Annotated in this window: 18 protein-coding genes; 11 read left to right on the forward strand and 7 right to left on the reverse strand. The window is 54.5% G+C overall.

The annotated features are described in order from the left end of the window. Positions 1 to 267: 267 nt before the first annotated feature. The 3 genes from cydB to KTT_RS11955 all read right to left on the reverse strand — a co-directional run bounded on the left by cydB (position 268) and on the right by KTT_RS11955 (position 3497). Positions 268 to 1287: a cytochrome d ubiquinol oxidase subunit II gene (gene cydB, locus KTT_RS11945; RefSeq protein ID WP_126596188.1), complete on the reverse strand. Its 1020-nt coding sequence runs from the start codon at positions 1285 to 1287 to the stop codon at positions 268 to 270. Between the two features lie 21 nt (positions 1288 to 1308). Continuing rightward, on the reverse strand, positions 1309 to 2694 hold the full coding sequence (locus tag KTT_RS11950; RefSeq protein ID WP_126596189.1) for a cytochrome ubiquinol oxidase subunit I: 1386 nt from the start codon (positions 2692 to 2694) through the stop codon (positions 1309 to 1311). 317 nt (positions 2695 to 3011) lie between these two features. Continuing rightward, the gene (locus KTT_RS11955) at positions 3012 to 3497 is read right to left on the reverse strand and encodes a YbaK/EbsC family protein (RefSeq protein ID WP_126596190.1); all 486 of its coding nucleotides are present in this window, start codon (positions 3495 to 3497) and stop codon (positions 3012 to 3014) included. A gap of 342 nt (positions 3498 to 3839) precedes the next feature. On the opposite strand from KTT_RS11955, the gene KTT_RS11960 reads away from it, so the two are divergent. Further along, positions 3840 to 4838: a glycosyltransferase family 2 protein gene (locus tag KTT_RS11960; protein ID WP_126596191.1), complete on the forward strand. Its 999-nt coding sequence runs from the start codon at positions 3840 to 3842 to the stop codon at positions 4836 to 4838. A gap of 9 nt (positions 4839 to 4847) precedes the next feature. Here the strand turns inward: KTT_RS11960 and KTT_RS11965 are convergent, their stop codons facing one another. Beyond that, positions 4848 to 6299 carry a vanadium-dependent haloperoxidase gene (locus KTT_RS11965; protein ID WP_126596192.1) on the reverse strand — a complete coding sequence of 484 codons (1452 nt, stop codon included), beginning with the start codon at positions 6297 to 6299 and terminating at the stop codon, positions 4848 to 4850. Between the two features lie 418 nt (positions 6300 to 6717). Between KTT_RS11965 and KTT_RS11970 the strand changes: the two genes are divergently transcribed. After that, positions 6718 to 7653, forward strand: coding sequence for a DMT family transporter (locus tag KTT_RS11970; protein ID WP_126596193.1), 936 nt, complete (start codon positions 6718 to 6720; stop codon positions 7651 to 7653). A 71-nt stretch (positions 7654 to 7724) separates the two neighbouring features. Beyond that, positions 7725 to 9569 (forward strand): copper resistance protein CopC, encoded by a 1845-nt coding sequence (locus KTT_RS11975; protein WP_126596194.1) that lies wholly within the window; start codon positions 7725 to 7727, stop codon positions 9567 to 9569. 9 nt (positions 9570 to 9578) lie between these two features. Here the strand turns inward: KTT_RS11975 and KTT_RS11980 are convergent, their stop codons facing one another. Further along, positions 9579 to 10286: a DUF4388 domain-containing protein gene (locus tag KTT_RS11980; RefSeq protein ID WP_126596195.1), complete on the reverse strand. Its 708-nt coding sequence runs from the start codon at positions 10284 to 10286 to the stop codon at positions 9579 to 9581. 380 nt (positions 10287 to 10666) lie between these two features. Between KTT_RS11980 and KTT_RS11985 the strand changes: the two genes are divergently transcribed. Continuing rightward, positions 10667 to 11458, forward strand: a complete 792-nt coding sequence (locus tag KTT_RS11985; protein WP_160145813.1) for a polysaccharide deacetylase family protein — start codon at positions 10667 to 10669, stop codon at positions 11456 to 11458. 69 nt (positions 11459 to 11527) lie between these two features. On the opposite strand, the gene KTT_RS11990 is transcribed toward KTT_RS11985, so the two are convergent. Beyond that, complete coding sequence (locus KTT_RS11990) at positions 11528 to 12388, reverse strand: pentapeptide repeat-containing protein (RefSeq protein WP_235845684.1); 861 nt, start codon at positions 12386 to 12388, stop codon at positions 11528 to 11530. Positions 12389 to 12614: 226 nt separating this feature from the next. Between KTT_RS11990 and KTT_RS11995 the strand changes: the two genes are divergently transcribed. Continuing rightward, positions 12615 to 13358 carry a cytidylate kinase-like family protein gene (locus tag KTT_RS11995; RefSeq protein WP_126596197.1) on the forward strand — a complete coding sequence of 248 codons (744 nt, stop codon included), beginning with the start codon at positions 12615 to 12617 and terminating at the stop codon, positions 13356 to 13358. Positions 13359 to 13485: 127 nt separating this feature from the next. Here KTT_RS11995 and KTT_RS12000 read toward each other — a convergent pair whose 3' ends face one another. Then, a complete protein-coding gene (locus KTT_RS12000; RefSeq protein ID WP_126596198.1) occupies positions 13486 to 15771 on the reverse strand; it encodes a GH92 family glycosyl hydrolase in 2286 nt (761 codons plus the stop codon). Between the two features lie 300 nt (positions 15772 to 16071). Between KTT_RS12000 and KTT_RS12005 the strand changes: the two genes are divergently transcribed. From KTT_RS12005 to KTT_RS12030, 6 genes are all read left to right on the forward strand, one after another. Then, on the forward strand, positions 16072 to 16899 hold the full coding sequence (locus KTT_RS12005; protein ID WP_126596199.1) for a MerR family transcriptional regulator: 828 nt from the start codon (positions 16072 to 16074) through the stop codon (positions 16897 to 16899). A 23-nt stretch (positions 16900 to 16922) separates the two neighbouring features. Further along, positions 16923 to 17525 carry a hypothetical protein gene (locus KTT_RS12010; RefSeq protein ID WP_126596200.1) on the forward strand — a complete coding sequence of 201 codons (603 nt, stop codon included), beginning with the start codon at positions 16923 to 16925 and terminating at the stop codon, positions 17523 to 17525. Positions 17526 to 17641: 116 nt separating this feature from the next. Further along, a complete protein-coding gene (locus KTT_RS12015; protein ID WP_160145814.1) occupies positions 17642 to 18196 on the forward strand; it encodes a GNAT family N-acetyltransferase in 555 nt (184 codons plus the stop codon). A gap of 31 nt (positions 18197 to 18227) precedes the next feature. After that, on the forward strand, positions 18228 to 18869 hold the full coding sequence (locus KTT_RS12020) for a DUF4291 domain-containing protein (RefSeq protein WP_126599561.1): 642 nt from the start codon (positions 18228 to 18230) through the stop codon (positions 18867 to 18869). A gap of 14 nt (positions 18870 to 18883) precedes the next feature. Next, positions 18884 to 19006 (forward strand): DUF3761 domain-containing protein, encoded by a 123-nt coding sequence (locus KTT_RS37970; protein WP_503826467.1) that lies wholly within the window; start codon positions 18884 to 18886, stop codon positions 19004 to 19006. Between the two features lie 252 nt (positions 19007 to 19258). Then, the gene (locus KTT_RS12030; RefSeq protein ID WP_126596202.1) at positions 19259 to 19822 is read left to right on the forward strand and encodes a GNAT family N-acetyltransferase; all 564 of its coding nucleotides are present in this window, start codon (positions 19259 to 19261) and stop codon (positions 19820 to 19822) included.

Raw genomic sequence — 19822 nt, forward strand, 5'->3', positions numbered from 1 at the left:
ACGAAACATGAATCCGCCCCCGTCGTGGATACGCCCACCCATAACCGCGCCGTAGGTTCGGCCCTTGCGGCCGATTTCCGCTCCCCATCCACCCATGACCACCAAACACGAGGACCACGGAAACGAATGTGCGATGCATGTTCATGCGGCGAGGAGAAATCGGCCGCAAGGGCCGAACCTACCATTCACGACAAAAAAATCCTGACGCCCATCCTTGATATGATCAACGCCATTCATCATATCAAGGATACAGAGCCAACGAATGAATTAGTAATGGCCGATCTTATGTGGCTGTATACGCTGCTTGAAGACCCAGTAGTTCCATCCCTGGTAGAGCAGGACGATGGGGACAATGGTCAGGGCCAGCCAGCTCATCACCGTCAGCGTGTAGGGACTGGATGAGGCGTTGCGTACCGTCAGCGTCCAGGCAGGATTGAGGCTGGATATCATAATATTTGGGAAGGCACTGACACCCAGGCTGAGGGAGGCCAGCACGATCGTAATGGTGGTCATGATGAAGGCCCAGCCGCTATGGTGCCGCCTCAAGAGCAGCGGGATCGCGATCAGGGCGGCCAGCATGGCGTAGCCTAGCGGCATTACCTTCGCATCCAGCAGCATGTGATGGATGACCGCTGTGTTGAAAAATCCCATTGTCACGAAGAGCAGGAACACGACCAGGGCGGGCAACCAGATGCGCCGCGCAGCCCGCTCGGAGCGCGCCATCAGCGGTCCCTCGATGCGCAGACTGAGGAAGATGGCGCCATGCAGGGCGAACAGCATCACCACAGCCAGGCCACACAGCAGGGCGAAGGGATTGAACGGTGTCAGCAGCGTGCCGACGTAGTTCATATGGGCGTCGATGGGCACGCCATGGATCATGTTGGCCACGATCACGCCCCACAGGAAGCCGGGGAGCGCGCTCCCGACAAAGAACAGACCATCCCACAGCGCGCGCCAGTGTGTCTGTTCGCGCATACTGCGAAACTCGATCGCCGCACCACGCAGGATCAGGGCCAGCAGGATCAGGAACATCTCCAGATAGAAGCCACTGAACATCGTTGCGTACCAGTCGGGGAAGGCGGCGAAGATGGCACCGCCGGCGGCGATCAGCCACACCTCGTTGCCGTCCCAGAAGGGTCCAATCGAATTGATGATCATGCGCCGCTCGCTATCGCTCTTGCCCAGGAAGGGCAGGAGGATACCGACCCCGTAGTCAAATCCCTCCAGTACAAAGAAGCCTGTGAAGAGGATGACGATCAGCGTAATCCAGAGTATTTGTAGGTCCATAATTTTTCCTCTTCCTCTTCTTTAGTAGGCCGCGACCAGCTCTTCCGCCTTTACTTCCTCGTGCGTCTCGATGGCGGCGACACCCTGGCGGGCGACGCGCAACATCAGCAGACCATCGATGACGGCCAGCACACCGTAGACGAGGATAAACGAGATCAGCGAGAAGAGGATCACACCAGGGTTGACCGAAGGTGAGACTCCATCAGCGGTCTTCAGCAGACCATTGACCAGCCATGGTTGACGTCCAATCTCCGCCAGTACCCAGCCAGCGGTGTTCCCCACATAGGGAAGCGCGATGGCGGCCACCAGCATAGCCAGAAACCACTTCATCTGCTCCAGCCGCTTCTTCCACATCAGGAAAAGGCCAGCCGAGGAGAGCAGGGCCATCATGGCTCCTACGCCGAGCATCAGGCGGAAGCTCCAGTAGGTAACCACCACCGGTGGCACATAGTTGCCAGGGCCGTATTCCTTGACGTATTGAGCCTGCAGCTCTTTAATACCTTTGACCTCACCGGTAAAGTTGTTGTACGACAGGAAGCTCAGAACATAGGGAACCTTGATCGCGACCACGTCCTTCATATCCTTTGGATCGCCGATGGTGAACAGCGAGAACGAGGCGGGACTCTCGCTATCCCACAGCGCCTCGGCGGCGGCCATCTTCATCGGCTGCTGCTGAACCACGTGCTGACCACTCAGGTGACCGGTGATCGAGACGGCGATTCCACCGATCAGGGCGACGATCAGACCGATGCGCATCGAGCGCTGGAAGAAATCGTGGTCCGCCGACTTCTTGATAAAGTGGTAAGCGCTGATGCCGACTACAAAGAAGGCTCCGGTGGCGATGGCCCCAAAGAACACGTGCGGGAACTGCTCCCACAGCGTTGGATTGGTCAGCAGCGCGAAGAAGTTGGTCATCTCGGCGCGACCATTGTGAATAGCGTAGCCGACCGGCTGCTGCATAAAGGCATTGGCGATAATAATCCAGAAGGCCGACAGGTTCGAGGCCAGCACCACCAGCCAGATCGCCAGCAGGTGTACCTTTTTCGATAGCCGATCCCAGCCAAAGATCCAGACGCCCAGGAAGGTCGACTCCAGGAAGAAGGCCAGCAGCGCCTCAACCGCCAGCGGGGCCCCAAAGACATCGCCGATAAAGCGAGAATAGGTAGACCAGTTCATGCCGAACTGGAACTCCTGCACAATACCAGTCACAACTCCCAGTGCGAAGTTGATCAGGAAAAGCTTGCCCCAGAACTGGGCCATGCGTTTGTATGTTTCATTTCCGGTGCGCACATAAGCCGTTTCCATAATGGCGATGATCAAGGCCAGACCCATCGTCAAAGGCACAAACAGGAAATGGTAGATAATCGTGCTACCGAACTGTAAGCGTGAGAGTGTTAATGCATCCACGGATGCGCTCCTTATGGTTTAGCGGAACTATAGTCGTTTCGCGGATCTCTCTACGGGAGTCCAAATATGCATCGTTGCTTTTTTTCTCTTCGTTTTGTTCAACCATAGTATGGCATTGACTGGCCTTTGTGGACATCAGAAGTTTACCCGATTGCAGACCTGATTATTGCTGCGGGTTTTTTGAAATATTTTGTGCAGAAAGGGCCGGAGTCGTCCTCAACACCTTAGTGTATTCATTACAATAACCTTACATCCCCCACGCCCTCGTAGGTGCCGGGCTTGCGCCGGCTGTGCCGCGAAGCGGCCTCGTGCCAGGGTTATGCGGTGGTGGAGATGGGGGTGGCGGAGGTGAGGTTGATGATGTCGTTGACCTTGAGTTGGAGGTTGACGCCGCGCTGGCCGGCGCTGATGGCGATCTCATCGAAGTGGGTGGCGCTCTCGTCGATGTAGACGTCGAAGGGGCGATTGAGCAGGGCCAGGGCCGAGATGCCGCCAACTTTGAGGCCGGTCAATTTTTCGGCCTGGTCGTGCCCCGCCATGCGCACAGCCTTGACGCCGATCTCATGGGCGAAATGGCGCAGATCGAGCTCGTGGTTGGCCGGTACCATCACCAGCAATGGATGGGCATTGGGCTCATTTTCGCGCAGCACCACCAGCGTCTTAAACACCTGAGAGGGCGGCAATCCGATCCTGGAGGCCACCTCCTCGGCATTGTGAATGGTATCGGGAAACTGGTGGACGATATAGGTGATCTTATGGGCATCCAGAACCCGCATTGACTGTGTGCGTACTTTTTTAGCCATCCTTACGATCCTTTACTGATGGAGCTATGTGCGGTTCATCATCAAGGCTTATAGTATATCATCCTACCCAATCATTACCCTGAAAATCTCTGGGTTTTCGCACCTACGGTGCTCAGGAATCTGTCAGATGTTGATGCAACAGGTGCGCACTAACGCACCTGTTGCATCAACATCAAAAATCAGTGCGGCCGCGCATGCGGACGCCTGTGCGGGGGCGCTCAAGTGCCCCAATACCCAGCTTTGCTGGCCTCAGCACTAGGCAGAGGTATGGCTTCTCTGGTAAACTTCTTTACAATGAATACTCTGGTTTTTCGACAGACAGCCTGAAGAGGAGAACGCGTGATGATTGCACCACAGGAAGATAGGATAGCGAAGGCTCTTACCCAGCCTGTTTATTCTATTGTGGCTCCAGTCTTCAATGAGGAGGAGACGCTTCCTCACTTTTATGCACGCATCGTCCAGGTGATGGAGACCCTGGATGAGCCGTTTGAACTGATCTTGATCAATGATGGCAGCAGGGATAGATCTTACAGGGTTATGCAGGAATTGCATGATCAGGATCCGCGTGTGCGCATCATTGATTTCTCGCGCAACTTTGGTCATCAGATCGCTATTTCAGCGGGCCTGGACTACGCGCAAGGAAAAGCTGTGGTCGTCATTGATTCAGACTTGCAGGATCCGCCAGAGGTGATTCTGGACCTGATCGCGCGCTGGAAAGATGGTGCCGAGGTGGTCTATGCCCAGCGAGCGTCCCGCGTGGGTGAGACCAGGTTTAAGCTGGTTACGGCCTCGCTTTTCTATCAATTGATCGATCGCATCACTTCAGTGCATATTCCTCGTAACGTGGGTGATTTTCGTCTGATGGATCGCGCCGTAGTGCTGTCCCTGATCCAGATGCGTGAGCATCATCGCTTTATGCGCGGCCTCTCCGCCTGGGTCGGCTTTCGCCAGGAGGCGGTCCTCTATCATCGCCATGAGCGTTACGCGGGCAGCACCAAGTATCCGCTCAAGAAAATGATCAGCTTTTCCCTGGATGCGATCACCAGCTTCAGCCATCTCCCTCTTCAACTCGCTACCACTTTCGGATTTGTCCTGGCGGGGATCAGCTTGCTGGGCATCCTGGTGGCCATCTTCTTACGCCTGATTACCGGGGCCATCGTTGGCCAGGCCTCGACCTTGATCCTGGTACTGTTCCTGGGCGGCGTACAGTTGATCTTCCTGGGAATCATTGGCGAATATCTGGGTCGCATCTATGATGAGGTACGCGCTCGCCCCCTGTACATCGTGCATCACACGCTTGGATTCACGGAAAAAGAGCTGACCGAAGAGCGCAAGCCGTAACAATTCATGTTATATGCTGCCATTGATATAGCGTTGGGCACGTTGCCAGGCCAGCTTACCGACGGTATGGCCCAGGGCGCGACCAGCGATATCTCCTTGCTCAAAATGCGTACCGGCATAGAGGCGTGACCTGCCCGCTTCGCAGGCCGCCTCGCTGAAGGTTTTCCATCTGAGAGTGATCTCCGTTTGCGGGGTGGTTCCCGGTTCGATCGAGGAACCGCCCACTCTTCGTGTGTAGATGCCTCCAAAGTAGTCGCTGTGGGTAAAAAAGTTGAGGATGCAGGCGGCGGCAGCGCTGAAGGCGCTATGTTCTGAGCAGTATTCGGGTGAGGCTGGCGTAGGGCAGGTTGCCGGTTGGTAGGGATGCCAATCGCTCCCCTTGATCAGCCCCTTCCCCTGGTGGGGACCGCCCCAGGCCTGCACCGGGCGGTCAGCGTACAGATAGTGGATCGCCGTGATCGGACGCTCGGCATTATAGGCCCGCTTGGTATCCCAGCAAACGATGCTGGCGTCCAGCAAGGCGTTGCCCAGTACAAAAAACAGCTTGATGGCATTATCCAGGCCATAGAGATCGCGCCGTACCACATAGCGTGCGATCAGAAACCAGTGGCCGGCTATCTGCTCGTGGGCTGGACCATCCTGCCAGTATTCAACGATCGTTTTCTGGGTATCGTTGAGGTTGGCGCTGATCTCCAGGATCTGGTTGGCTTGCGTAGCGTAGCGCGAGGTGTAGATGGTGGCCGGTGGCACAGAGGGGCGCAGCAGCGAACCGTGGGGAAAGGCGAACGGCCTGACACGTCCCCAATGCGGCGTGACATATCTTTGTATGCTCGCCTCCTGTCCCACTCCCGGTATACGCAGCGGTTGCCAGGAGTTGGGATCGCGGATCTGGTCTGGTGTATTTGTGGGCTGGTAGCTGCTGTGGTCAGCATAAGCCCCAGCCTGGATGTCGTTCGGCTGCTGCGCTCCGTCGTGATGCCGCATGTCCAGTATCAGACGCGCCACCAGGTTGCCGATGCCAGCAGGCGTGCTGGCATTGCTGGACTGATCCAGCGTCGAGTATCCCAGTTGACCCATGAGCGTACGAAATTGCCGCTCTTGCTCGGGGAAGAGACTTTGCAGGGCCTGGTAGGCCGCGTAGCTGATGGCCTCTTCTTTATTGGTCGGGGTGTGTTCGTGTTCGGGACGGCGCAACCGGCTGGCGCAGCAGGTACTGCTGGCCCGCGCATGGTAGGCGGACCAGGCGTCATACATACAGGTATGCACGATAGCCAGTGCTCGGGCTGTGATCGTGGCGGCCGGCCTGCTGACGCGAATGGCCTGCAGGAGCGCCTCATTCCAGAGTAGCGCTACCTGTGCGCCGGCCATGGTATGCGTGGTGGGCAGTGCATTCACGCTATTGAGCAAAGCCATACCGCCGCGCAGGATGCTGTGGCGATCCACTATTCTTTTTCCCATCATCTACAGCCTTCGTTTACCGGCAACGATCCCTATCCCTGTCATCGAGCCTTTGCTATCGGTACTCGCAGGGAACGATATCACTTGTGGTGGACGTGCTCGCCCGGGAGCCGGTCGCGTCGCGACAAAGTCGGGGCAAGCCCGACACCTACATGGTTTCTTTTTTCTTGTCGCGGTTTTCTTTTGCAAAAAATGAATGACACCCCTCACCTGGATAGAGCTGGCCTCTCTTCTTACTATATACAGAGGAATAAAATCGCTGCGTATGCTAGACTAGTAAACACCAGTTTGTATGAGGTGGTGCAACGCCATGGGTAGGTGCATTCGCACCTACCCATGGCGTTGCGCCACCTCATACAAACCAATTGAGCGCCGAAGGCGCGAAACCATGGTTTGCAAGCACATCCTGAGGTAAAAATACATGAAGAATAGAGAAGGAATCTGGCAGTTCGAGTTATTAAAGCCCCTGAGGGGACTACTGCTGGCCAATATAGCGGTCCTCTTCTTTGGGCTGGCCGGCGTGCTCGGCAAGCTCAGCAACCTTCCGGCTCCTCTGATCGTTTTTGGGCGAGCGTCCTTGGCGGGCATAGTGCTTTTGCTGGCCTGCTGGTTCCAGCATAGTTCGTTGCGTCCGAAGCGAGCCCGCGACGGTCTGCTCTTGCTGGGGCAGGGCGTGCTGCTGGCGCTGCACTGGACCGCTTTCTTTCAATCCATCAATGTTTCCAATGTCGCCATTGGCCTGCTCTCTTATTCTAGCTTTCCCCTCTTTACCGCTGCCCTGGAACCTCTGCTGCTGCATCGACGTCCCAGCCGCGTACAGATCGTCGCGGCCATCTGCATCCTGGGTGGCATCTATCTGCTGGTGCCTTCGTTTACCCTGCAGAATACGACGACCGCCGGGGTGGCCTGGGGCGTGTTGTCTGGCGCTACCTTCGCCTTGCTTTCCGTCACCAACCTCTGGCTCGGGCGTACCTATTCCAGTCTGATGATCAGTTTCTACCAGAACGGCACCGCCGCCGTTGTGCTTCTGCCCATTTTCTTTTGGGTCGGACCAGGTGTATTATGGACTCCTCAAAAGCTCTTGCTGTTGCTGCTGATCGGCGTGGTTTGTACCGCCCTGGCGCATACCCTCTTTATCTCCAGCATGCGTACCCTGACCGCCCAGACCGCCAGCCTGATCGCCAGTCTCGAACCGGTGTGGGGGATTATATTTGGGATATTGCTGGTGGGATCTATTCCAACGGGGAGAACTATCCTTGGTGGAGTGGTTATTTTAGCCGCGACGCTCTTTCCTGGCATCATTGTCATTGTTTCATCACCAGCTCGCAACAGAAGAAATCGCCAATCAGAAGAATAATTGATTCCCATTTCTCATCGGCCCCTGGCGTGTTATAGTAATGATACAGGTATAAATAATAAGAAGGTCATATGGGTACACAGAGTCAACCTCCCTCCATGCTGGTGAAGCGAGCAGGCTTTATCTTTTGTATCATCGGTTGCCTATTCTTTTTTTGCATGTCACCGCAGGCGCATGCTATGGTTGCGGGTGCCCAATATAGCCATAGCGATCCGGCCGCCAATGCGCACCTGGCCAGCGGTGAGCCTCCCGTGGCGGTGCAGGTCTGGTTTACCGAGCGCATCGAGCCCAGGTTTAGCCAGGTAGAGGTATATAATCAACAGAATAAGCGCGTCGATCGCCATGATAGTCAGGTGGGGTCGGATGGGGCATCAGTGCGTGTCTCGATGCTGGCAGGTTTGCCCGATGGCGGTTATCGGGTGGTGTACCACAATGTTTCGCAGGCCGATGGCCACGCGGTCACGGGAAGCTTTAGTTTTAAGGTCGGCGGTAGTAAGGCGCCAACCCCCTCTACCGGCTCGTCCAATCAGAATCCGATTGATGATAATGATTTTGATGTCTGGGAAATTGGCGTTCGCTGGTTAAACTACCTTGGCCTGGCGGGATTGGTGGGAGGTCTGCTGTTCTGGCTCCTGATCTGGCGTCCTGTGATAGATGCCTCGATTGAATATGTGGGACCCGAGTCAAGGCAGGTGCGGCAGGTGATGATGCTGCGTTCATCCAGCTTTTTGTTCTGGTCCTGGCTCATTGTGAGTTTCGGTTCGATCGCCTACCTTTTTTACCAGGCCAGCGTCGCCAGCGGGACCATGCCCTGGGCAATTTTTGCCAACCAGACGCTGGCAAATGTAGCCTTCAAAAGCCGTTTCGGGGTGGTCTGGTTTTTCCGCCTGATTTTATTGCTGGTCGCCTTTATCATCTGGCTGGCCGGGCGGCGCGCCATTCATGCGCGCAGCTATAGGCTGAATGAGCTATGGGGACTTCTCTTGCTCGTCAGCGTCTCCATCATGTGCACAACCTCTCTCATTTCCCATGCCGCTGGTCGGCAGGACCTCTGGTTTATGATTCCCTCGGATATCGTGCATATGCTGGCGGCCAGCTTCTGGGTAGGTGGCTTGTTGATGGCCGGGTTTATACTACCTCTGGCCCTGCGCCAGTTTAAACCCGGTACGGCCGATCGCAGTCGTGTCTTGCTCGCTCTTATTCCGCGCTTCTCACTGTTTATTATTGTCAGTATCGTGGTGCTCATGGTTACCGGTACATTGGAGGCCGCTGTCCTGCTCAAGTCGTTTTCGCAGCTATGGACCAGTAGCTATGGCCAGGCTCTGCTGATCAAGCTGGGTCTCTTCGTTTTCTTGTTCGCCCTGGTTATCTATCACCAGTTGCGTATAGGATCGCGCTTAAGCATAGCTGGTCCTGGCCGGGGTGGACGCATAGGAGCGGCATCACTGGCCGGGGAGAAGCTTCAACGACGTTTGCAGACCCTGCTCAGGTCAGAAGCTATCCTGGGGATTTGTCTGCTGGTGAGCGTAGGTCTCCTGACCAGTTTAAGTCCCGCGCCCGTGGTCAGCCCACCTGCTCCCAGAGCAGCCGTATACAAGGGCACGGTCAGCGGTCTGCAATATACGTTGGCACTCTCGCCAGCCAAGCCGGGCCGCAATACCATTGAAGTTGGCTTGAAGGATCACTATGGCCAGCCTGTGCGCACGATCTATACCGTGAGCGTGCATGCCACCATGCTGGACATCGATACGGGGGTTCAGGATATGGCCCTTCAGCCTGTGAAGGGCTCACCGGGTCTCTATCGCACTACCAGCGCGAACTTTGTCACAGCCGGCAACTGGCAACTGACCATCACAATACATCGAACTGGTTCAACCGATCTGAAAAATACCCTTATTATCGCGCTTGGCTATTGAGAACATGTGTCAAAGGGTAATCAGCCCGGCGCGTTCTAGATCGCTAAGCAGCACATAGATCTCATCCAGCCTACGGGATGTCAGGCGGCCAAGCTCCTGTGGTGTGCGCCGGTTATCAACTAAGAGAAATACCTGTCGATGTACGCGCGATAGCCGATGTTGTTCGAGCTGTCTCAGGTTCTGCTCATTATTGTTTGAGCGCCGCTGGGGAACGCGCTGCATCGAGGTAGACGAGACGGGAATCTGATAGGGGTCTGTTTGCTGCTGAGACACGCCTCCCCATAAAGGGAAGCCGGGATTGGTTATGGGATGGTTGATACGCCGCATCGGATCGGTGTTCCTGATAGGGATTCCGGGAGGTGGAGTCACCGGGGATGGGATGGAGGTGGCCGGTTTCTCAGCGTGTGTCGCAGATCGGGGCGCGGCTTTAGCGGTAGGCGCGGGTTTGCTCTCCTGCTCTTTTGGCTGTTCCAGGCTATGGTCAAAGCGAAAGCGGCACGATCCCCAACCCTCTAGCCATGCCTGTACATCCTTGCCTTGATAGGGAGGGGTAGCTTGCGTCTCGATCATCTTGCCCCTTAAAAAGCGTACCACAGCTTTTTCGGGACCCTGAGGCCCATTGTGTTCGGCGAATAATGTCCCCGTCTGGCGTGAAAAGGTAATCACCCGGATCACGTCGGCCAGACGATCCGTAATTGTACCAAATTGGTCTGACATACGTAGACCCCCTCTCATGAAGTTCATCTTCGAGACATCAATGTGGGTACTGAATCAATCCAGGGTGAGAAGCTGTACATAGCTTTATAGCACTGTACAGCAGAGAAGAAACTATTTTGGCGCCAATGGCTTTCTCGTACAATAAAGAATAGGATACGTCAATGTTTTTGTCAAGCTGAAAATCTTAATCATTGCTAACAGCAATCGGTATAATATTGTGAACAAGTTCATCTTTGAATAGTGGCCTGCTTCATTTGAGCTCAGCCGTTTTCGTTTTATGCTATCTACATCAAAGAAAAATATACATATGTATATGATTACTATGACTGCCTGTAAAAAAGTTTATAAAATAAATAGCCTGAATGGATTTGGGGACGCTTATGAAAAAGATATTCTTGCTACTCGGTATTCTGGTTGCCTGCCTGGCAACCTGGGGATCAGTGATTGTTGCCTATGCCAGCAATACGCCTGCAGTTGTATTGACGCCAACGCCGACCGTTCAGTCAACGGCGACCGTGAAAATTATTGATGATAAGCTGGCCACGCCAGCGCCCGAAGTAGCACAAAGCGTTATATTTCAAGGAAGCTCTACAAAGCCTGAGATCGCCCTGACCTTTGATGATGGTCCCAATCCAGTCTTCACGGGTCCGATCCTGGATATCCTGGGCAGCAACCATGTCCACGCGACCTTTTTCTGCGTCGGCGAAAACGCGCGCGATTATCCAGAGATGGTGGCACGGGAAAATCGCGAGGGCAATATTGTGGGCAACCATACCTGGGATCATGCCGATCTCACTCAAGCCTCTGATACTATGATTCAGAATGAATTGGTTGATACTAATAAGGTTATTCAGAGCGATAGTGGGGTCGCGCCCGTCCTCTTCCGCCCGCCCTATGGGGCGATCAATACGGCGGTCAAGGCTCAGGCGCAGCAGCTGCACCTGACGCCTGTGCTGTGGAACATCGATACGCAGGATTGGAGCCGTCCAGGGACGGACGCGATCGTACACGCGGTGCTGGACAACGCCGGCAATGGTGACATCGTATTGATGCACGATGGTGGTGGCGATCGTTCGCAGACTGTGGCGGCCCTGCCACAGATTATCGCTGGCCTGCAGCAGCGAGGCTTCACCCTGGTAACTGTGCCACAGCTTATCAATGATATGCAGTAGCCGGGATATCTGTTCCATCTCCCTGACTGGCCGGATCACACATAATTGGAGTACGTGATCCGGCCAGTTTTATTGCGTCTCATTGCTCCAATGCCACGGATAGCGTAGTGACGATGGCAGCTTCGTTTTGCTATCGCCTTTCGCCGCCTCCAGTTGAGATTGAATGAGGAAGATGCTCTCGCTGAGGTCGGCTCCCCGCAGATCGGCATCTCTGAGATCGGCACCCGTGAGATCGGCCAGCTTCAGATTGGCATTCCGCAGGTCAGCCCCGATGAGCAATGCTCCCCTGAGATTGGCACCTCTGAGGTCAGATCCTTTGAGTCGTGCGCCGATGAGGTCAGCCCCTCTATGATCTTTCTTCTTGCCGCGCACACCCGCGCGCACAAGTTCGCTGGCACGTACGAGCAGGGTATTGATAGTCTGTCGATACGCAGTCATGTCCAGGGCCAGGAGCTCTTCTGGACTATGCCGGGTGAGGTGTTTGATCTCTGATTGGGCATGGCGAAGGTCTGCATAAAGTGGTTCGGCTGCAGGCAATATCAATGCCGTGGTCACATACCAGAGCAGTTCATGCAGGTCGCGCATGACCGGGAAGACCGCGAACATCTGTTGTGCTGTCTGTGGGGATGCGCGCCAGTCGTGTCCCTCAAATGTAAGCCGGGAGACCTTCTGTCCGGCTCCAAAGCAGTCATAGACGGTGCAGCCCCGGAATCCTCGCTGTCTGAGGGTTGTATGGATGCCGCAGCGAAAGTCCGATTGCAGATGGGGACAAGCATGCCCTGCCCTTTTATTGATGGCGAAATCGGCTGAGGCGGCAAAGGCCGGCACAACGCAGCACAGCGCAAAGCACTGCTGGCAGTCGGCTCGCAGCGTCAAAAGCTCTTTTTCAGCATCATGGGTAGTCTCGATGCGTTCTCCTGGTTGAGACAATATAGGTAGTTCCCTTCCAATAGACGGCAATCCCTACCGGTACAGCCAGCAATAGATAATTATATTCCAATATTAAGGATGCAGTAGAAGTATAGCAGATGTGCTAATATTCGCCCAGAGCTGGATCTACTCGCATTGTCCTTCTGAGTACGTGCTTATCCGTGATAAAGATAGAAGGATTTCGAATGATATGTACAATGTCCCGTGAATGATGGGAGGAATTCATATGAACCGTCAATCAACTTCGGGTACAGAGATGCGCGCCATTACCATCTCGCGTGAATATGGGAGCGGCGGTGGTGAAATTGCCCGCCGCCTGGCCGAAAAATTACAATGGCAATTGATTGATCATGAATTTGTGGTACGCATTGCTCATATGTTAGGTGTCAGTGAATATGAAGTCGAACAGCAGGACGAGTATTCGCAGGGGACCATATCACGTATCCTATCCAGCATGCGCTCAATCGATCCGGCTTTGCTGGTAGATACGAGTAACATGGAGACATCAGAAGAAGGGTACCACCAGGCGCTGGTCAGTGTGGTGCAGGCGGCAGCACGCGAAGGCCATGCGGTTATCGTGGGGAGGGGATCGCAGAAGATTCTCGAGAATATCCGTGCTGTGTTACATGTACGCATTATCGCGCCACTTGAGAAGCGCATTACCTATGTGGTACAGCGAGAAGGTCTGAACCACGACCTGGCGCGTGATCGTGTCTTACAGAAGGATCGCCATCGCGAACGCTATCTGCAGGCCCATTACCGCGCCAATAGTAGCGATGCCCATCTCTACGATCTGGTCCTGAACACCAGCGTTATCGACCTGGATAGCGCGGTTGACCTCATTTGTCTGGCCCTGGAGCGCAAAGCCAATCGCCTTTCTCTTCCCGAAGAGGAACTGGGACCAGGAGCCGGCTTCGGCAAATATCCTGGCCGACCAATGGACTTCCGCACCCCTAATAATCCCACCTGACCCGCGATGTGATCACTGTAGTGTATTCGCCTGAGCTTTCGCGCCTGTGGTGCTCAGGAGTCATGTAGGTGTTGATGATGAGGTGCGCATCTTCCCACCTCATGCACCAACATCTACAAACGGGGAATTATGGAGCGTCGCTAGCGCCGGTACCCCAACTGGTTGGTTGCGACCCCAGCGTAAATGTGAGCGTGGCCCCATTTTTAACGCTGTCCCATGGTAGCCAGAGATGGCTTGTCATGTTGCCATTCAGCGCCAGGCTCTGCACATACGGGTTGCGATCGTTGGCGCCGCCGCCGTTAATCGTGAGGATGTGTCCTCCGGCGAGTCGGACTGTGGCGGACGGAAACAGGGGACTACCGATCACGAAACCACCCACACCTGGTATTTCGGGATACAAGCCCAGAGCTGAGAAGACATACCAGGAGGAGGTCGCGCCACCATCGTCATTGCCCGGCAGGCCACCGGGTGTATTATTGAAGAGCTGTAGCTGTATGCGACGCACAACCTGCTGCGTGTGGGAGGGTGCCTGCGCGAAATCATACTCCCATGGCACTTCTAGACTGGGCTCATTACCCATGAATGCTTCCGGATAATTTGGGCCTATATTCACATGGGTGAAGAAGGTATCCAGACGTTGTACCACGGTCTTGTTTCCTCCCATACTCTTGAATAGCCAGGGCAGGTCAAATGGCTCCATCCAGGTATACTGAGCCGAATTTCCTTCCACAAAACCATTCATGAGGGCGGGATCAAAATTGGGCGCCCAGCTACCGTCACGTGCGCGCGGCTGAACATAGCCGGTGGCGGGATTGAAGAGGTGGCGCCAGCCGAGAGAGCTCTGGAGCATACTCTGGTATATATCCTGCTGGCCCAGGCTATGGGCAAACTGAGCAATCGCAAAGTCGGCGTTGCTATATTCTTGCGTGATGGCGGCCGACTCGCTGCAATCAGCGGGCACATAGCCGAGCGTGGCGTAATCCTGAAAGTATTCTCGTACCTTTGCCTGCCCATTAACCATGGCTGTCAGGGCGCTTGCGGTATCAAAAGCGGTATCCCCGAAGGCGGCAGCCTCAGAGATAATGATCGATCCTCCGTCTCCCCTCATTCCATGTGAATCGACATTCGTCTGTTCCCAGCGCGGAATATGTCCATCGCCCTGTAGTGCGTCATCGACCAGCGATTGCGCGATATCGCTGGTCGCGTCCGGCGCGATAATCGCTAGCAGGCGGATCTGAGAGCGATACTCGTCCCAGGCCGCGATGTTCTCAAAATGGATATGGCCACCGGACACCGTATGGACCTGGCCATCAAAGCCCAGATATTGCCCGTTAGCGTCGTTAAAGCGATTGGGGTGAATCAGAACATGGTAGAGCGCGGTATAAAATGTTGTCATTTCGTCGCTACTGCCACCATGAATAGCGATCGCGCCTAGCTGCTGCCGCCAGGCCTGACTGGCGGCCGCCCGCATAGCATTGAAATCAAAACCAGGATGCTGAGCGACCAGGTTGGCCCGTGCGTTGGCGATACTCACATAGGAGATACCCACACGCACATGTAGAACCGGGACATAGTTGGTGCCGAAGGTCACATAAGCTCCCGAACGTGCATCCTGGCTATCCTTACTTCCCGCCTGAACAGTCTTATCGTTCCAGGTTCCCCAACGCGTGAAGGTATGGTCAAATTGCGCCACGAAATACAGGGTATAATGCCGTGATCCACAGCCGACGGTGCTGGTGCTGCTCCCGCTGACCTCGTTGGCGGCCGGGTTAATAGTCACACTGGCCGCTGTATTACGAATCGCGCTTCCACCGGCGTTGATCAACATCGTCGAAGAGGAAGAGGCGGGATAGGTAAACCGCCCCATGCCGGTCAGCGCGGCCACCGTCAATTCCGCCTTGATGTTGTTCTTATCTAGCTGTACCTTATAATAGCCTGCCTGAGCCACTTCGGAGCTATGGGAGAAGGTAGAGTTATAGAGCGTACCGTTCAGGGCTGGCGAGTCTGTTACTGTTCCCACATAAGGCATCAAGGGAACATCCTGGTATGCCATGCAGCCGCGACCACTAAAATGTGTCAGGCTGAAGCCTTTGATGGTGTGGTCCCCATAGCTATAGCCACCCGGAAGCCTTGAGATTGTGTCAGGACTCCACTGCAGCATACCCATTGGATAGGTGGCCCCAGGAAACGTGTTGCCGCCATTGCCAACCGTACCAAAGTGGCTGCCGCCGGGTGCCGTGCCGATAAATGGATTGACGTATGCTACCGGATTCAATGTGGTTGCTGCACTGACAGAAGCAGGCGTGCTGGATGGTTTTACGGCCCACTGGACCACCCAGATCGACGCTGCCAGCAGGACTGCCACCAGTCCGATCAGCATTGTTCTCTTGAAGTCAAAAGGATGCATCTTCATTGACAAGTTTCTCTTTCAGCCTTCTGGATTGGTGAGCAGGCTCTGCCAATCAGCATAAAATAAGAATGGGTCTTTCTCTCGTCTTATTGGGATACGCGCGCGTCCCAGCACAAGAGGACACCTGAGCGGGGGTGCTTATCTTGTTCATCAGATACATTCTAACATATATCTACATATTGTAATCATGAAAGAATTATTTTTCGCAAAACGGGCCATTGGTTGACTACGACTAGAACAATACTTGACCTTACCCCTGGGGCAAGGTTGTATAGTATTTTTGTACAGGCAGGGAGGTAGCCAATGAGGAAGCTGTTACGCATAGGGGAAGTGGCGCAGCTGCTGGGTGTAAGCACAAAAACGATTCGCCATTATCATAAGATTAATCTGTTGCAGGAGCCGGAGCGTACCGAGGCGGGCTATCGGCTCTATAGCTCGCAGGACCTTATGCGTCTGCGGCAGATTCGCCAGCTACAGTCGTATGGCTTACCGCTGAAGACGATCAAGACGATCCTGGGTGATCCGACGCGGGAACATCCTCTCCACGAGCTGTTGAGGGCTCTAGACCAGGAGCTGGTGGCACAGATCAGCGCGCTGGAGCAGCGCCGCCAGCGCATTCGGGCCTTGCTGGTGGAGGAGGATACGCACCTGGATGTGACCCAGCCCGCTACGGCGGCCTCTGTAGCCTGGGTCAAGGAGGTCCTGGGTGAACGCGTGACGCAGATCAGTCCACGGGCTGTGCAGTTGGAGGCGAAGATCTGGTCTGCCATCCAGAACTTTCAATGGCCAGAAGCTTTTAGTGAGCGCGTGCAGGAAGCGGTTAGCCAGCTGGCCACCCACGATGACCTGCTCGAGTATTTGCTGCCGTTTTATGATCGTGTTGTGGCGCTGGAAGCCCTGGCCGAGGACGCGCCTGAGGTACAGCAGCTGGCCGAGGAGTGTCTACGCAATACCGCGTTCAGGGAACTGATTCAGCATCTCACCCTGCTCTCGCAGCAATCTCCGATGCTGGAGGCCCCCTTCGCGGATGTGTTCGGCGACATGGTGAACGCAACGCTGGCCCCGGCACAGCGACATTTTTTTGCCCTGCTGGCACCATCGATCAACCAGGAAACTATAGGCGCAATGTAATCGCATGAAGGGATATATTACGCATGGATGACGTATCTCACTCTTTTTCATACACCACGCGCCGCACGGCTTACCTGACCATCGTATGTTCGCTGGGCTTTGTGTTGCTGGCGGAAAGCGCGGGCCTGGCCTTGCTGGTGGCCCTCCTGATCCACAATCTCTGGCTCAGCCTGGCCATTAACCTGGCGCACCTGGCCCTCTGCGTCTTCATCATGCAGATGATGCTTGCGGTCTTATTCACCAGGCATCGATTAACGGAAACGGACATCCAACTCAACTATGGTCGTGGCTTGCATGTGCGAATACCGTATAGCGCGATCCAGGATATTCAGCCCGCGCGCGACGTACAGGCCGCTGCCATGCCGGTCAGTGCCCGCTATGAGGCCAGTAAAAAACGCATCAGCGCCTGTTTCTCGGACCAGGGACAGCTCTTAGCGCGCTTTACCCATCCCCTTCCCCTGAAGCTGGGCCGCAAGACCTACGAGATTAGCAGCCTGCTGTTTAACGTCGATCAGCGCGACATTTTTCTGCAGAAGGTCGCCCAGTTGCGCACTGCTACTACCCCGGATGACGTCATCGCAAGCAATGCCCTTAACCAGCTTCAAAAACTGCTGCACGGTAGTTAGACGGCAGATAATTGTCGGTTAGGAGACAGCAACGGCCCCGCGCCTTGTGGTATAGTGATCAGGTACAGATTGTTCAGTCATCAAACAGACTGATGAGAACCCTCTTCAGGAGAACGATGCGAGACTCGATACAGATCCGACTAGCCCGGCCAGACGACGCCGAGATAGCAGCGTTCCTGCTCTCCTCGGCGTATACGCATACACAACTCGATTATCCCCTGCCAGAAGAACACGCGGACGGATGGGTTGAGCGTTTACAGAACTATTTCCGCCAGGATGGCAATCGTTTTAGTTATCAAAACATCCATGTCGCCGAACTGGACGCAAAAGTGGTCGGACTGGTTTTGAGTTTTGGTGGCCGCGATGAGGCGCGGCTCAACGCCGCCGTCGGACCCTGGCTCGAACATGAGTCTGAAGAGGATGAATGGTATGTTGATGGGCTCGCGGTATTTAAGAACTGGAGCCGCAGAGGAATCGGCACGCGCCTGCTGCACGTTGCGGAGCAACTAGCGCGTCAGCACCATTATTCCAAAGTCGCCCTGAATGTTGAGCAAGGAAACGAGCCGGCGTTAAACCTGTACACCCAGCAGCACTATATTGGTACCCGGAAAACCGTCCTCTATCAACGTCACTATATACGTATGGTAAAAACATTGGAAAATGGGGGATAGAACATCCTTGACCCAATGAAAGGGGCGCATGATGCGTCTGCTCGTTGAACCCTACCTCAGACAGAGCACGCAATGGCCAGCCAGTGGCCGGCACATTCTGGCCCAATATGATGAGGAGTCTGTCGTTGTTTACCAGGCATACAGGCCCGGGATAGGGTATTTCGCCGCCCGCAACGGCTACTTTGGCGGTGACTTCTCGCTCTCGCGCATGAGCTGGATCAAGCCCGGTTTTTTATGGATGATGTACCGTAGCCAGTGGTCCAATTCACCCGGTCAGGAAGTGGTACTCGCTATCCACATACGCCGCTCAGCTTTTGACGAGGTCCTTTCGCAAGCGGTTCATTCAAGCTATATTGAAGAAATCTATAAAAGTAGCGCCGCATGGAAACAGGCCCTGAAAGCTTCAGCGGTACGCTTACAGTGGGATCCCGATCATGATCCCAAAGGCAACAAGCTTGAGCGCCGAGCCCTCCAGTTAGGACTACGCGGAGATGTGCTTGTTAAATACAGTAGAGAATGGATTATAGATATCGAAGATATCTCAGAGTTTGCTCACCAACAGTACCTGCATGTCCGGGCCAATGACTACTCCTCTTTAATTACCCCACTTGAAAAAGTCTACCCCGTTTATGACTCGCAGGTTGCTGCGCACCTGGGCATCAGCACTGTCTAATCTGATAGATACCTTTGGAAGGGACAACGGCAGGCTATGTTGAGCAGTGTAGAGATTACACCTTTTCGCATTCCGGCGGCGTCAGAGGTTCATGTTCATACCATGGTGGCAATCTTAGACCACTATATTCGCATTAATACCTTCAATTTTGCAGAAGCAACGTGAATGGCAGGTGCCCGCGCTCAGCGCGGGCACCTGCCATTCACGTTGCTTCTGCAAAATTGAAGGTATTTTTCGTGTGTTTGTGGGAGGTTGATGGGGATGGATTAGATATACAAATGACCTACGAATCAGGCGGCAAATTGCCTCGCCCTACCCCCTATGCTATACTTCCCATGGAATCCTACGGGGAAAATTAAGACGAACTTGGAAGAAGGGAAGCGTAGAATATGACCCAGGATACTTCGAATTTGCAGAATCCCTTTATTGTCGGGGAGCGCTTGTATTTACGGCCACTGGAGCCGGCTCAGGATAATCATCTTTATTCAACATGGATGAATGATGAAGAGATCCGCCGCTATTTTTCTGTCTATCCTACCAGCGATACGCGCGGTAGAGAAAGATTAGACAATCTATACAAAGATACGCGACATATTTTGTTTGGCGTGGCATTGAAAGAGGATAATCGCCTGGTAGGTCTGGTGGGGCTCAAGGATATCAATGTCCTGAATCAGACCGCCGAATTTTACGTCATTATCGGGGACCGCAACCTGCACGGTAAGGGTTTCGGGACCGAGGCGACCAGGTTGATGCTGCGTTATGGATTTTTAGAATTGAACCTCAATCGTATTCAGACTCAGGATATGGAAGAGAATATCGGTGGTTGGCGCGCCGACGAAAAGGCTGGCTTCAAATACGAGGGAACCCTGCGTGAGATGATCCTGCGCTTCGGCAAATATCACAGTGTTCGCGTCTATAGCCTCTTGAGGAGTGAGTACTTAGAAACGTTGTAG

The organism is Dictyobacter aurantiacus (genome assembly GCF_003967515.1).
Lineage (GTDB): Bacteria > Chloroflexota > Ktedonobacteria > Ktedonobacterales > Ktedonobacteraceae > Dictyobacter > Dictyobacter aurantiacus.